This is a genomic window from Kitasatospora sp. NPDC094016 (genome assembly GCF_040304045.1).
Lineage (GTDB): Bacteria > Actinomycetota > Actinomycetes > Streptomycetales > Streptomycetaceae > Kitasatospora.
This window is the reverse complement of record NZ_JBEOUK010000001.1, coordinates 307342-321682: the sequence shown is the minus strand read 5'-3', so window position 1 is coordinate 321682 and position 14341 is coordinate 307342. Positions and strand designations below refer to the sequence as shown.

11 protein-coding genes are annotated in these 14341 nt (G+C 74.6%); 4 read left to right on the top strand and 7 right to left on the bottom strand.

Annotation, left to right across the window (positions count from 1 at the left end; genetic code table 11):
• The first annotated feature begins 37 nt into the window (after positions 1-37).
• The 4 genes from ABT015_RS01370 (at position 38) to ABT015_RS01355 (ending at position 5114) form a co-directional block, all read left to right on the top strand.
• A complete protein-coding gene (locus tag ABT015_RS01370) occupies positions 38-1201 on the top strand; it encodes an acyl-CoA dehydrogenase family protein (RefSeq protein ID WP_350875440.1) in 1164 nt (387 codons plus the stop codon).
• A 154-nt stretch (positions 1202-1355) separates the two neighbouring features.
• Positions 1356-2558, top strand: a complete 1203-nt coding sequence (locus ABT015_RS01365) for a thiolase family protein (RefSeq protein ID WP_350875437.1) — start codon at positions 1356-1358, stop codon at positions 2556-2558.
• A 134-nt stretch (positions 2559-2692) separates the two neighbouring features.
• Complete coding sequence (gene fabG, locus ABT015_RS01360) at positions 2693-3490, top strand: 3-oxoacyl-ACP reductase FabG (protein WP_350875435.1); 798 nt, start codon at positions 2693-2695, stop codon at positions 3488-3490.
• 253 nt (positions 3491-3743) lie between these two features.
• Complete coding sequence (locus ABT015_RS01355; RefSeq protein ID WP_350875433.1) at positions 3744-5114, top strand: S53 family peptidase; 1371 nt, start codon at positions 3744-3746, stop codon at positions 5112-5114.
• 160 nt (positions 5115-5274) lie between these two features.
• Here ABT015_RS01355 and ABT015_RS01350 read toward each other — a convergent pair whose 3' ends face one another.
• The 7 genes from ABT015_RS01350 to ABT015_RS01320 form a co-directional block, all read right to left on the bottom strand.
• A complete protein-coding gene (locus tag ABT015_RS01350) occupies positions 5275-7488 on the bottom strand; it encodes a hypothetical protein (protein ID WP_350875431.1) in 2214 nt (737 codons plus the stop codon).
• A gap of 223 nt (positions 7489-7711) precedes the next feature.
• A complete protein-coding gene (locus ABT015_RS01345; RefSeq protein ID WP_350875429.1) occupies positions 7712-8389 on the bottom strand; it encodes a tetratricopeptide repeat protein in 678 nt (225 codons plus the stop codon).
• Positions 8390-8479: 90 nt separating this feature from the next.
• Positions 8480-12502 (bottom strand): BTAD domain-containing putative transcriptional regulator, encoded by a 4023-nt coding sequence (locus tag ABT015_RS01340; protein WP_350875427.1) that lies wholly within the window; start codon positions 12500-12502, stop codon positions 8480-8482.
• Entirely contained in the window at positions 12502-12948 is a 447-nt protein-coding gene (locus ABT015_RS01335) for a hypothetical protein (protein WP_350875425.1), read from the bottom strand. The genes ABT015_RS01340 and ABT015_RS01335 overlap by 1 nt, the downstream gene beginning before the upstream one ends.
• 164 nt (positions 12949-13112) lie before the next feature.
• On the bottom strand, positions 13113-13574 hold the full coding sequence (locus tag ABT015_RS01330; RefSeq protein ID WP_350875423.1) for a TadE/TadG family type IV pilus assembly protein: 462 nt from the start codon (positions 13572-13574) through the stop codon (positions 13113-13115).
• A gap of 53 nt (positions 13575-13627) precedes the next feature.
• Positions 13628-14044, bottom strand: coding sequence for a TadE/TadG family type IV pilus assembly protein (locus ABT015_RS01325; RefSeq protein ID WP_350875421.1), 417 nt, complete (start codon positions 14042-14044; stop codon positions 13628-13630).
• Positions 14041-14334, bottom strand: coding sequence for a hypothetical protein (locus ABT015_RS01320; RefSeq protein WP_350875419.1), 294 nt, complete (start codon positions 14332-14334; stop codon positions 14041-14043). Before ABT015_RS01320 ends, ABT015_RS01325 begins: the two co-directional genes overlap by 4 nt.
• Positions 14335-14341: the final 7 nt, after the last annotated feature.

Sequence of the window (14341 nt, the reverse complement as noted above, 5' to 3'; positions counted from 1 at the left end):
CTTGCAGCGCTAGTTTAATGGATCTGGAGCCGCCGCCGTGAACCTGGAGCTGTCCGAGGAGCAGAGCGCCGTCCGGGACCTCGCCGCCTCCTTCACAGACCGCGAGATCGTTCCGCACGCCGCCGCGTGGGACCGCGCCGAGTCCGTCGACCGCGCGATCATCGGCAAACTGGCCGGACTCGGCTTCCTCGGCCTCACCATCCCCGAGGAGTACGGCGGCAGCGGCGGCGACCACCTCGCGTACTGCCTCGTCCTGGAGGAACTCGGCCGCGGCGACTCGGCCGTGCGCGGCATCGTCTCGGTCACGCTCGGCCTGGTCGCCAAGTCCGTCAACGGCCACGGGACTCAGGAGCAGAAGCGGCACTGGCTCCCCCGGCTCACCTCGGGCGAGTCGCTCGGCTGCTTCGCGCTCACCGAACCCGGCACCGGCTCCGACGCGGCCAACCTCAGCACCCGCGCCGTCCGGGACGGCGACGACTGGCTGATCAGCGGCGCCAAGATGTTCATCACCAACGGCACCTGGGCCGACGTCGCCCTGGTCTTCGCCCGCACCGGCGGCGACGACCCCGACCGGCAGGGCCACAAGGGCATCACCGCGTTCCTGGTGCCCACCGACCTGCCCGGCTTCACCCGCACCGAGATCCACGGCAAGCTCGGCCTGCGCGGCCAGGCCACCGCCGAACTCGCCCTCGACCGGGTCCGGGTGCCCGACAGCGCGCGGCTCGGCGAGGTCGACAAGGGGTTCCGGGTGGCGATGTCCGCGCTCGCCAAGGGCCGGATGTCGGTCGCGGCGGGCTGCGTCGGCATCGCCCGCGCCTGCCTGGAGGCCGCCGTCCGCTACGCCGGCGAGCGCGAGCAGTTCGGCCGCCCGATCGCCTCGCACCAGCTCGTCCAGGAACTGCTGGCCGGCATCGCCGTCGACGTCGAGGCCGCCCGGCTGCTCACCTGGAAAGTCGCCGACCACATCGAACGCGGCCTGCCGTTCGCCACCGAGTCCTCCGTCGCCAAGCTCTACGCGAGCGAGGCCGCCGTCCGGGCCGCCAACAACGCGCTCCAGGTGTTCGGCGGCTACGGCTTCATCGACGAGTACCCGGTCGGCAAGTACCTGCGCGACGCGCGGGTCATGACCCTCTACGAGGGCACCAGCCAGATCCACCAGTTGCTCATCGGCCGTGCCCTCACCGGGGTCAACGCCTTCTGAACAGCCCGTTTCATCGCATCCGAGCAACCAGGAAGGGTCCATCGGACCACCCGCATCACCTGGACCACCCGGACCACCCGGACAGTCCCGACTGCTCGGACCACTCGGACACCACTCGGACCACTCGAATTCAACCGGATAGGAGCCCGACGACGTGCGTCCCGTCTACTTCGCCGCAGCCCGCCGCACACCCATCGGCCGGCTGCGCGGAGCGCTCGCCACGGTCCGCCCGGACGACCTCTCGGCCACCGTGCTGCGCGCCCTGCTCGCCGACGCCCCCGCCCTCGACCCCGCCCGCATCGACGACGTCTACTGGGGCGCCGCCAACCAGGCCGGCGAGGACAACCGCAACGCCGCCCGGATGGCCGTCCTGCTGGCCGGCCTGCCGGAGACCGTCCCCGGCGCCACCGTCAACCGGCTCTGCGCCTCCGGGCTGGAGGCCGTCACCCTCGCCGCCCGGGCCATCGGCTCCGGCGAGGCCGACGTCGTCCTGGCCGGCGGCTGCGAGTCGATGACCCGCGCCCCCTTCGTCCTCCCCCGCCCCGACGAGGCCCTTCCGCACCGGATCGAGACCTACGACACCAGGCTCGGCTGGCGGCTCACCAACCCCCGGATGACCGACCTGCACGGCGTGCTCAGCATGGGCGAGACCGCCGAGGAGGTGGCCGGCCGGTACGGCATCGGCCGGGAACGCCAGGACGCCTTCGCGCTGCGCAGCCACCAACGGGCCGCCGCCGCCCGCAAGGACGGCCACTTCGACGCGGAACTGATCCAGGTCGAACGGCCCGACGGTGTGACGGTCGGCCAGGACGAGGGCATCCGCGAGGACACCAGCCTGGAGAAGCTCGCCCGCCTCAAGCCCGCCTTCCGCCCCGGCGGCACCGTCACGGCCGGCAACGCCTCGCCGATGAACGACGGCGCGGCCGGGCTGCTCCTGGTCGGCGAGGAGGCGCTGCGCGACCTCGGACTGCGGCCGCTCGGCCGGTACGTGGCCGGCGCCTCCGTCGGGGTGCACCCCGACGTGATGGGCATCGGCCCGGTGCCGGCCACCCGCAAGGTGCTCGGCCGGGCCGGCTGGTCGCTGGCCGACCTGGACACCGCCGAGCTCAACGAGGCCTTCGCCGCCCAGGCCCTGGCCTCCGCCGACGGCATCGGATTCACCCCCGAACAGGCCGACGAACTGGTCAACCCGAGCGGCGGGGCGATCGCGCTCGGCCACCCGCTGGGCGGCTCCGGCGCGCGCATCCTCACCACCCTGCTGCACCGGATGCGCCGCACCGACGCCCGGCGCGGCCTCGCCACCATGTGTGTGGGGGTCGGTCAGGGCACTGCCGTCCTCGTCGAGAACGTTGACTGAGTGCGCGCTCGCGTTCCGCGCTCGCCATCACGTCCGAGTTCAGGTCAGAGTTCACGTCCGAGTTCAGGTCAGAGTTCGCGTCCGAGTTCACGTCAGAGTTCGAGTTCGCGTCCGAGTTCAAGGGAGCACCGGGAATGACTGAAGTAGCCGCAGTGGCCGAAGTGACGGGCCTGGCGGGCAGGTTCGCGGGCAGGGTCGCCGTCGTGACCGGCGCCGCACAGGGCATCGGCGCGGCCACCGCCCACCGGCTCGCCCAGGAGGGCGCGACCGTCGCCGTCGTCGACCTCACCGCCGAACGGGCCGCCGGGACGGCCGCGGAGATCACCGCCAAGGGCGGCACCGCTCGGGCGTACGGCTGCGACGTGGCCGACTACGACGCCGTCGAGGCGGTGTTCGCGCAGGTCGCGGCGGACCTCGGCGGGGTGCACATCCTGGTGAACAACGCCGGGATCACCCGGGACAACCTGTTCTTCAAGATGCCGAAGGCCGACTGGGACGCGGTCCTGACCGTCAATCTGACCAGCGCGTACAACTGCAGCCACGTCGCGCAGAAGTACATGGTGGCGCAGAAGTACGGGAAGATCGTCTCGCTCAGCTCGCGCTCCGCCCTCGGCAATCGGGGACAGGCGAACTACGCGGCCGCCAAGGCCGGCATCCAGGGGCTCACCGCGACCCTCGCGATCGAGCTGGGGCCGTTCAACATCAACGTCAACGCCGTCGCCCCCGGGTACGTCGCCACCGCGATGACCGCCGCCACCGCCGAGCGGGTCGGCAGCACGGCCGAGGACCAGCAGGCGGAGGTCTCCGCCCGGACCCCGCTGCGCCGGGTGGGGCAGCCGGAGGAGATCGCGTCCGTGGTCGCCTTCCTGGCCAGCGAGGACGCCTCGTACGTCAGCGGGCAGACGCTGTACGTCAACGGCGGGGCGCGGTAGGTCTGGCCCGGGCGGGGACCTGCGAGGACCCTTCAGCGTTAGTACGATAATACTGACGTGTCGTCACATAACCGTCCCGGGCGTGGGGTTACCTTCGCCTGGGACGGCCTTTACCTTTTCGCGTGGCCGAGCATGACCATGCCCTTGATCGGGCGACCCCACCAAATGACTATGGCATGATCATGCGGCAGTCGATGGGATGGCCGGACCGACCCGACCGGACCAGGTCGGGCCCTGCGCCCCAAGGAGTCCCATGGGCAGCCCCGCCCCCCTTCGCCGTGCCCTGGCTCTGCTCGCCGTCGGGGCCACCGCCCTCACGGCCGGCACCATCGCCGTCCCGGCGGTCGGCGCCGCGACCGCCGCCCCCGCGCACGACCTCACGGGCGTCCACGTCCGCCCCGCCTCCTTCGGGCACCACAACGCCCAGGGCCGCACCGCCCCACTGACCACCACCCAGTGCGTCAGCCAGATCGGCATCCACTGCTACTCGCCGCTGCAGTACCGGAACGCCTACAACCTGAACCCGCTGTACCAGGAGGGCATCACCGGCAAGGGCCGCACGATCGTCATCGTCGACTCCTTCGGCTCGCCGACCATCCAGCACGACCTGGAGGTCTTCGACAAGCAGTGGGGCATCCAGGACACCAACGTCGAGGTGGTCAAGTGGGGCAACGTCCCCGCCTTCGACCCCAAGAACCCCGACCACACCGGCTGGGCCGGGGAGACCACGCTGGACGTCGAGTACGCCCACGCCATCGCCCCCGACGCGCACATCGTCCTGGTCGAGACCGGTGTCGCCGAGACCGAGGGCACCACCGGCCTGCCCGAGATGATGGACGCCGAGAAGGCCCTCATCAAGGCCGGCCGCGGCGACGTCATCTCGCAGAGCTTCGGCGCCACCGAGAACACCTTCCCCGGGTACGACAAGGGCGACTTCAAGTCGCTCACCGACCTGCGCTACGCCTTCCAGGCCGCCGCCGACCACAACGTCACCGTGCTCGCCGCCTCCGGCGACAACGGCGCCACCGACTCGCAGACCAACGGCACCGACCTGTACCCGTACAAGGTCAACTCCTGGCCGTCCTCCGACCCGCTGGTCACCTCCATCGGCGGCACCCAGCTCACCCTGGACGACAACGGCGCGCGCACCGCGCCCGACAAGGTGTGGCACGACAAGTCCGGCGCCGGCGGCGGTGGCGTCTCCGGCATCTTCGAGCGCCCGTGGTACCAGGCCGGCGTCGCCAACGTCACCGGCAACCACCGCGGCACGCCCGACATCAGCATGAGCGCGGCCGTCGACGGCGGCGCCTGGACCTACGAGTCCTACGACCCGACCTCCGTCGGCTGGCACCTCACCGGCGGTACCAGCGAGGCCACCCCGCTGTTCTCCGGCGTCGTCGCCCTCGCCGACCAGCTCGCCGGCCACCGCCTCGGCCAGCTCAACTGGCGCCTGTACGGGCTCAACCTGCTCCCGAGCGCGTGGAGCGGCATCACGGACGTGAAGGAGGGCGACAACTCCTGGGGCGGCGTCACCGGCTACACCGCCACCGAGGGCTACGACCTCTCCAGCGGCCTCGGCACCATCGACGGCGCGAAGTTCGTCCACGCCATCGCCGGTCGCTGACGGGCCTCAGTGAGTAGCAGGTAACAACCGACAGCGAACAGATAACAGATTTCGAAATCTGTTATCTGTTCGCTGTTTTCTGTTATCTGTTATCTGTCCGCTGTCATCTGTTCGCGGCCAGGTGCCGGTCGTCCGGCCCAGCCGCGCGTGGCGCGAAGGGTCAGACGCGGTCCGCCGGAGCGGAGGCAGGCGTCGCGGCGGGCTCCGGGGCGGCGGCCAGTTGGGCGAGGTAGCGCTCGGCGGCGCGGAGCTTGCGGCCGTCGGGGCCCGGGAGGTAGGCGCGGAGCTCGATGATCTCCGGGGCGATCCGAAGGGCCGCCGCACGGTCGGGGACCGAACGCCAGCAGGCCTCGGCGTTGGTGGCCGCCTGCTGGGTCTCCGGGTGGTCCGGCCCCTGCGAACCGAGCAGCGTCAGGGCCACCTCGCGGTAGATGTCCGCGGCCTCGGCCGGCCGGCCCGCGAGACGGCACACGTGTGCCCGGACCTGGCGCACCTGGAGGACCGGTTCGGAGACGGCGCCGTGCTCGGCGATCGCCTCCAGTTCGAGGGCGAAGGCGAGTTCGGTGGCGGCCTCGTGCTCGCCGGCGTCCGCGCTGCGGACGATCCGGCCGATGGCCTCCCGGTAGTCGGCACGCGGCTGACCGGACACCGGAGCGTCGACGGGTACCGCATCGGCAGGTACCTCGTCCGCCGGTACCGCGTCGGCGGGGGCCTCGTCGTCGGTCGGGGCCGTGTCGTCCGCCGCCTCCGCCGTCGGCGCCGCGTCGGCGGGGGCCTCGTCAACGGGAGGTGCCTGCGTCGGGACGGCGTCCCGCGGTTCCGGCGTCAGCGTGCCGGCGTCCGCCGGTGTCTGACCCGGCTCCCGCTCGGACTCCAACTCCGGCTCCAACTCCGGCTCCAACTCCGGCTGCTGGGACTTGGCCAGCGTCACGCCCGCGGACGCCTCGACGGCTTCGGGTGCAGCGTCCGCCGGAGCGGGCTTGTGCAGGGTCACGCCGGCCGGACCGGCCGGCTGCCCCTTCAGCAGGCTGACCGGGCGGGCCGGCCTCGGCGGGGTGGGCGGCACGCCGGCCTTGACCAGGCTCACCGGACCGGCCTCGGCCGCGGGAGCCGGGGAGGCCGACGGCGGCGGGGCCGTGGGCGCCACGGGCGGTTCGACGACGGCGTCCTGTGACTCCGCCCGGCCCGGCGCCGGCGGCACCGACAGCGCGGTCGGCCCGGACGACACCACATCGGCGCGCACGGCATCGACCGGCACCGCATCTACCGGCACTGCGTCGACCGGCGGCACCGTGTCAGCCGGCGTCGCGTCGGCCGGCGTCGACACCTCGGCCGGCGGACCGTCGCCACGGCGGGCGGTGTTGCGGAAGACCGGGCGGTCCGGGGCGTGCGTGGCCAGGATGACGACGTCCGGCCGCAGCACCGAGTACACCTGCTGCCGCAGTTGCTCGGGCGCGAGCACGTCGCCCGCTCCGGGGCGGCCGCCGTGCAGCGCCTCGATCAGGGCGCGGGTGAAGGTGCCGATCTGCTCCGGGTCCGGGCTGACGACCGCCCAGAGCGGGATGCCCTCGCTGAGCGGCGAGGCGGCGCCCTGGAGGTACGGCCAGGCGTTCTGGTCGGCGCTGAGGTCGGCGACGACGAGGGTCTGCCACTCGGCCGGGCGGTGGCTCAGCTCGGCGGCGACGGCCTGCCAGGGCAGGCCGTCCTGCTTGGAGTCGCGCAGGGTGAGCTGGAGCTGTCCGCCGCGCTTGTCGGCGACCACGTGACCGCCCAAGTGGACGAGCAGCGGCCCCGGATGGCGGGACGCGGCACGCAGGTGGGCGAGGACGGTGTGCGGGTCGCTGGCGCCGGGGAGGTGGACGGCGTCCACCGCGTCCGCGGCGAGCAGCACCTGCGGTGAGACGGCCGCGAGCATCGCGGACAGCACCGACGCCTGGGCAGGACCGCCCCGACCCCAGGCACGGCGCCCGGAGTTGCCGTAACCGCCTTCGACGACCAGGATCCGTCCGCGCGGCGCCGCCCCCGGTCCGCCCGCACCGGAAGCACTCACGGCCGGGGCCGGGAAGGGCGGCGGCGTGGCCGCGGACGGCGGCGCGCCCACGGCGGCCATGCCGGTGAGGGTCCATCCGGTGGGCGCGGTCGGCGGCGGGCCCGGCACCGTGGCCGCCGCCGTCGGAGCCGTCGGCGGGGCTGCCGGAGCGGACGGCGGGAGCGGGGGCACGGGCGGCGGCTCGTAGAGCGCGGCGGGCCCGGGCGGGTGCTCCTCGGCCGGGGTGCGCGGCGGCGGTACGGCGTCCCAGGGGCCCGAGTCCGCTGCCGGTTCGGGGCCTCCGGGGACAGCTGTCGTCTCCGCCATCTTCTGGTCACCGCCCACCCCGCCGCTCCGCGGCGTCTGATGCCCTTGCTGGGTGGTGCCTACCACCACTCCCGTCGCGCCACCCTACGAGATCCCGGCACACCCGATCCAGGCCGGGTCTCCGATCGGCGCGCCACACGGCCCGCTGTCGCACCGTCATGGCAGGCCCCGGTACAGCTCTCCTGTTCCCTGAGGTGCAAGGGGCCACGACCCCTATCCACCTCGGGCCCGCAACGGGTTCTCAGGGCATCACCTTCCGCTCCGGAACCCCCCAGGGACCGGTGGAAGGTTCTTGGCCGTGGTGCGGGACTGGAGCCATGAGGTCCACTGGCCGCTCCACTGGCGGCGGCACCGCCCCGTCCGCCGCCGATGCGGCGGCCTGGCCGATCAGCAGCTCGACCCGGTCGAGTGCGGCCTGCGTGGACTCGACCAGGTCGGTGTCCCCCTTGGCGATCCGCAGGCACAGCGCTTCTTGGAGATGGGTGTGGGCATCCGCGAGGTCGCCGCGTTCCATGAGGTGCTTGCCGGTGTGCTGGAGCGCGAAGTCCACGAGTTCCGGGTGCTGGCTTCGCGCGAGGTTCAGCGCGCCGCGGTAGAGCGCGTCCGCGCCCTGGACGTCCCCGGCGTAGCGGTGCGCGTCGGCCAGGTTGAGCCCGGTGGCGACGACGGCCCGGGTGTTGCCAAGCGCTGCGGCGAGGTCGAGCGAGCGCCGGAGGTTCCTACGGGCCTCCTCGTGGTGGCCCAAGCACATCTGACCGATGCCGATCCACCTGGTCAGGACCCGGGTACGAGCGGGGTCGGCCTCCCCGGGCAAGCCCTGCAATTCCTCGTTGAGTCGGCCGACCGCAGTGGTCAGCTCGTTGCGGTCGGCGGGGACCATTCGAAGGTCCTCGTCCTGGTCGATGAGGTGCTGGAGCACTGGACTTTCCCTCGTCTGGTTCTGCTCGGCGTGGCACTACAGCTGCCCGGTCGCCCCGAGGGGCGGCCGGGCAGGGGCATGCACGGGACGTCAGGAACCGGCCAGCAGATCGCGGAGCAGGGCGACGGTGTCGGCGTCGAGGTCACGGCCGGTGCGGCGGCTGAGCGCGTCGAGACGGTTGACGGCGCGCAGGAGTTGGTCGCGGGCGCCGGCCGAGGCGTAGGCGTAGAAGAGGTCCCGGTGCAGGAGTTCGACGTCCGGGGCGACGGCGAGGCCGCGGAAGACGGCGGCCTCGGCGCTGCGGTGGTCGCCGTACTGCAGGCGGCGGGCGGCCAGTTCGTGGGCGGTGTCGACGATCGCCGCGATCATGTCCTGGCGTTCGGCCTCGGCCCAGCCGTAGGAGGCGGGCGGGGCCTCGGCGAACGGGGCGCCGCGCACCAGGGCCAGGGCGTGGGCGAGGGCGGCGTCGGCGGTGGCGCTGGTGCTGCGCATGCCGCGCCGGTAGAGGCTGCGGAACTCGTCCCAGTCGCAGGTGACGACGGGGGTGAAGGAGTAGCCGTCGGTGGTGTCGGTCGGCAGGAAGGCGCGGCCCTCGGGCGAGGTGCCGAACCAGGCGGCCAGGTCGGCGAGTTTGCCGGGGAGCGGGCTCTTGGCGTCGGCCGCGGTGGGGTGCGGGTCGAGGTGGGCGGCGCCGGGGTGGAGGTCGTGGTCGAGGGCGTGGTGGTCGGCGCCGGGCCGCAGCGCGAGGTAGACGGCGAGTTCGGTGAGCCGGGACAGCGCGCCGGGTTCGGCGGTACCGAGGGCTCCGGCGACGTCGACCGGGCCGAGCAGGCGGATCCGGGGGGCGTTGCGGGCGGCGTGGGCCTCCGGGGAGCGCAGGATGGCGAGCAGGTCGTCGCTGTCGCTGCGCCCGGGGGTGGTCTGGGCGACCGGGGCGGCGGGGCCGGGCTCGGCGTAGGAATCGGCCTGGGAACCGGCCTGGGAACCGGCTTCGGCCAGGGCCTCGGCTTCGGTACCGGACACGAGGTCGGGCGAGGGCTCCGGCCGGGACGGGACGCGCGGGTCGACGCCGGAGGGCGCGGGCGCGGGCTGGTGGACCGGGGCCGGCTCGACGGGCTGGACGGGCTGGACGGCGGGCACGGACGGCACGGGCTGGACGGACGGCACTGCGAGGACGGCCGCGGGGGCTTGCTGCGGTGCCTCCGCCGCATCCCCCGCCACCGCGTCCGGGCGGCGCAGGTCCCGGGTGGCCTCGTCCGCGGCCTCGTCAACGACCTGACCGACCACGAGCTCTTCCTCGGTCCCGACCCCACTCCCGGTACCGATCCCGGTACCGGACCCGGCCCCGGCCTCGGCCTCGGTCTCGGCGGAGGCGGCCTGCCGCCCCTGCCCGTTGACCGCGTACCGCCCCGGCGCGGCCGGAGGGGCCGGCACCGGCGTCGCCGGGTCGGTGCCCGCGAACGGGCTGGCGCCGGTGCCGATGACCCGGGCGAGCAGCTGGGGCCCGGCGGCCGTGTCCGTACCGCCCTGCGCGCCGGCCGCGGGGGCCCCGACGGCGGCCAGTACGGGTACGGCGGCGGGCAGTTCGGCCGTGTCGGCGGCGTCGTCGTCCGCGTCGGGGTCGAGGCCGGGACCGTCCAGGGTCCAGGCGGGGGCCGGGTGCTGGGTGAGGTCGTCGGCGGCGCGGAGCAGTTCGGCGACCTGGTCGTACTGCTGGTCGCTGAGCCGCTGGAGTTCGACGGTGAGGTGCAGGCCGGGGATGGCCGCCTGGCCGGTGGCCGGGAGGGTCCAGCGGGCGACCGGGCCGGTGCCGCGTTCGGGGGCGCGGGTGATGACGGCGACGCAGGTGCGCGGCCGGGCGTCGAGCAGTCGGCCGAGTTCGGCGGGGACCTCGCCGCCGGGCTGCTGGGCGCAGAGCACGATCTCGGGGGTCCAGGACTCGTCGGCCTGGCCTCGGCTGCGGGCGTCGCGCGGGCTGGCGGCCTCGGCGGCGACCAGGGTGGCGCGGGCCTTGGCGGTGCGCGGGCCGAGGGCGGCGAGCGCGGCCTCCAGGGTGGGGTGGCGGTGGATGCGTTCGGCGGCCGGGCCGCTGATCGGCACCTCCTCGGCGAGGTCGACCAGGTGCAGGTGGAGCCGGTCGGCGAGCGGGCTGTGCGCGAGTTCGACGGCGAGGGTGCGCAGGATGTCGCGGGCGTCGTCGGGGTGGCCGGAGAGGTGGAGCAGCCGGACGGCCTCCAGGTCGGCGAGGACGACCGAGCCGTCGGGCGAGGTGCCGAGGGTGACCAGGGCGGGGTAGGGCGCGGCGGTCTTGCGGGCCTGGGCGGCGCTGAGCAGGTCGCCGGAGTCGAGGCTGCACCACCAGACGTTGGCGGCGTGCGCGGCGCGGAACGGCGCGATCGGGGTGGCCGGGCCGGAGAGGTGCAGTTCGATGGTGTGGCCGGGGGTGATCCGGGCGGCGACGATGGCGGGCAGGCGCTTGCCGCCGCGCACGGTGTTGCGGGCCATGGTGCGCAGGGCGCGGTCGAGCAGGTCGAGGCCGGCGTCGTCCTGACGGGCCCTGAGCTCGTTCTCGAAGGCGGCGGCCTCGGCGTCGGGCATGGTGATGCGGTGCCGGGGGCGGCGGGCGCGCAGTTGGGTGCCGCGCTTGTGGGCGACGGTGCCGACCATGACGGCGGCGAGCAGGACACCGACGGTGGAGGCGGTGAGGGCGATGGAGTAGTCGTCGCCGGCCGACGGTTCGGCGTGCGCGGCGGGTGCGGGCGCGTGGGTGGGTGCGTGGGTGGGTGCCGGGGTGGCGGGCTGGGACGCGGCCGGGGCCGGCGCGGCCTGGGTCGGCGCGGGGGCGGGGGTGGCGGGCGCCTGGTCGGCCGGCGGCTGGCCGGTCGACGGCGTCGGCTGCGGCGCCGGAGCGGGCGCGGACGAGGGAGCAGGCGCAGAAGCAGGCGCGGGAGCGGCCGCCCCCGGCACCGTGAGCACCATCCCGGGCACCAGTACGTCCGGATCGGTCAGCCGTTCCCCGTCCGGCGCCTGGGCGCCCTTGTTCGCCTCGAACAGCTTCGGCCAGGCCTCGGCGTCCCCCAACTCCTTCTGGGCGATGGCGGACAGGCTGTCCCCGCCCTGGACGGTGACCGTCGCGTGCCCGCCCGCACCCGGCTCCGTCCCGGCCTGCGGCACCTGGGCCGACCCGGCACCGGGAGCAGGGGCGGGCGCGGGCTCGGACGAGGGAGCAGGCGCAGGAGCAGGCGCCGACCCGTCCGCCTTCGCGTCCCCCGGCATCAGCAGCGCCCACCCCGGCTGGATCGGCCGGTCGGCGTCGAAGCGGGTGCCGGAATCGTCCATCACCCGGCCGTCGTTGAGCTTGGCGATGTCCACCCACCGTTCGCCGGAGCCCAGTTGGCGTTCGGCGATGGACCACAGGCTGTCGGCGGGCCGGCTGTCCCGCACGGTGTACGTGGGGTTCTGCTCTGCGGCGGGCGCCAGGGCGGGCGCGGCCTGCGCGGCGGGCAGGGCGGCGCGCTGCACGCCGGCCGCCAACTGCGCCGGGGCGGTGGCGGTGTGGGCCGGGGTGGCGGCGAAGGCCGAGCCGGCGACCGGCATCAGCGCGAACACCGAGCCGACCAGGCCGGCCGCCATCCGCTGGCTCCAGCCGAAGGCGGGGATGCGGCGGGCGATCCGGCCGCGCAGTTGCGCGGGGATCTCCAGCAGCACGGAGAACGCGAAGCAGGCCCAGGCGAGCCAGCCGACCACGACCAGCAGCCAGAGGAACAGCCGGCCGTCGTCCGGGCCGGTGAGCGCCTGGCCGACGCCCTCCGGCGCGACGTCGCCCATCGCGGCGACCGCGCGGGTGCCGTAGAGCAGCAGCGCGGGGACACCGAGCAGCAGGGCGAGCAGGGTGACCAGCGCGGCGAGCGCGGTGATCAGGGCCGCGCCGCGGCCGCGCCCGCGCGGTGGGCGGGGCGCCGGGGCGGCGGGGCGGCCCGCGGCCCGGTGTCCGGTGTGGGCCCGGCCGTTGGCGCCCCGGGCCTGGTCCTTGGCCCCGGGGCTCCGGCCCTTGGCGGTTCGAGCCCGGCCCGGGGCGGTTCGGGCCTGGTCCTTGGCACGTGGCGCGGCCATCAGTCGGTCTCCGCTTTCTCGACTCCGTGGACGAGGGTCGCACTGCCCTTGCCCGTTACCTTCCGCTCCCCGAGCGCGCCCAGCAGGACGGGCCGGTAGTCGGCCCGCACGGTGACGGTGACGACCTTGCCGTCGCCGGAGAACTCGACCTCGCCGGCCTGAAGGCCGTACAGGGCCAGGTAGGCGTCGGCGGCCTGCCGGACGTAGTCCTGCTGGACTCTGAAGCCCTTTCCCTGGAGGACGGCGGCCTGGTCGAGCTGCTGTCCGCCGACCCGTGCGGCCTCCTGGGCGTAGGCGTCGGTGCGTTCGGCGACCCGCAACCGGCCGCCGGCGTCGATCACCAGGGCGATGACGAGCACGACGTAGGCCGCGCAGATCGCCACGAAGAGGGCGACCGCGCCCCGGTCGGAGCGGCGCCGGCGCCGCGCCCTGACAGGCACTTCCATCCCCCCTGCCCCTCCCGCCCCTCGTCCTCGCCACCGGCCCCCACCGGGCGCCGGCCGGTTCCGTCGCGTCATCCCCCGTGCGCTCTCCGCTTGCGTCTCCCCCGCGCGGGCCGTCCCCAATCCCCCGTCGCGGCCCGTGTCCCGCCGGGTGCCGCCCCGGGTCGTCATGTGCCCCGGTAGCGGTCCACCACGGAGGTGAACTCGCCGACGAGGTGCTTCGTCACGGGTACGCCGGACGGTCCGCCGAGCAGGTCCGCCAGTTCGACGTCGCACACCACGGTGACCTTGACGGTCGTGACGGCGCCGCCGGGCAGGTCCAGTTGGCCGGGCACGACCTGGACGTTCCCGTTGCGGCAGGAGACGCCCTGCTGGCGCAGCGTCGCGAGGGCCGAGTCCCGGCCCGGCTGCGTCATCCCGTCGACGCTGCGCTGCAGCGAGGCGGTGCGGGCGCCGGCCCGGGCGGCGGCCTCGACCGTACCGGCCGTGGTCTGCACCCGCCCGGCGGCGATGGCCACCAGGACCAGCCCGACCACCGGGGGCACGACGATCGCCGCCTCGATGGCGACCGCGCCGCCGTCGCTCCGCCGGACCGGCCACCACCGGGGCCGGCGCGCGGCGCGGGGCACGGAACGGCCCTCGGCGCGGAGCGCCGCCCACCGATCGGCCCGGGTCCGCCGTCTCACGGCGCCACCGCCACCGGCGGGACGAAGCGCTCGCGCGGCGCCTCGGCGAACTGCCTCAGGGCGGGCGCCGACAGCCCGGGTATCAGCAGCGGCGGGCGCACCGCCACCGTCACCCGGACCACTTCGGGCGTGCTGCCGTCGGTCGTCACCGTGTACGAGTGCACGCCCTGCCGGTCGAGGAAGTCCCTGGCCTGCCGGCGCGCCGCCTCGTTCTTCACCTCGTCCGTCGCGTTGCCCTGGATCCGGCCGGCGTCCACGCCCTCGCGGGCGGCCGTGAGCGCGAGCTGGCGGTCGTACCAGAGCAGCGCGGCCTGGACGACGAGCATCAGGAGCACCAGGACGACCGGGAAGACGATGGCGAGGCTCACGCTCATCGACCCCCGGTCGCCGCGGCGGCGAGGTCGGTACGTCACTTGGTGGCGCCTCCTGCGGCGGCGCCCGCACCCGGCATGTTCGGGTCCTGCTCGACCTTCTGCACGACCTTGTCCTTCAGCAGGTAGAGCGCGGTCGCGACGGCGCCCGCGACGAAGACCAACGCGATGATGGCGAGGGCGAGTTCGATGCTGATCGCACCGCGGTCGCCGCGCGCGCGGGCGGCCCGCAGCCGGCCGAGCCGCAGGGTGAACAGCAGCAGGGCGAACTGCACGGGCAGCAGGACGGGCCGGATCAGCCGGCCTGCCAGGTGAACGAGTCGGACGGTCATTCGGATC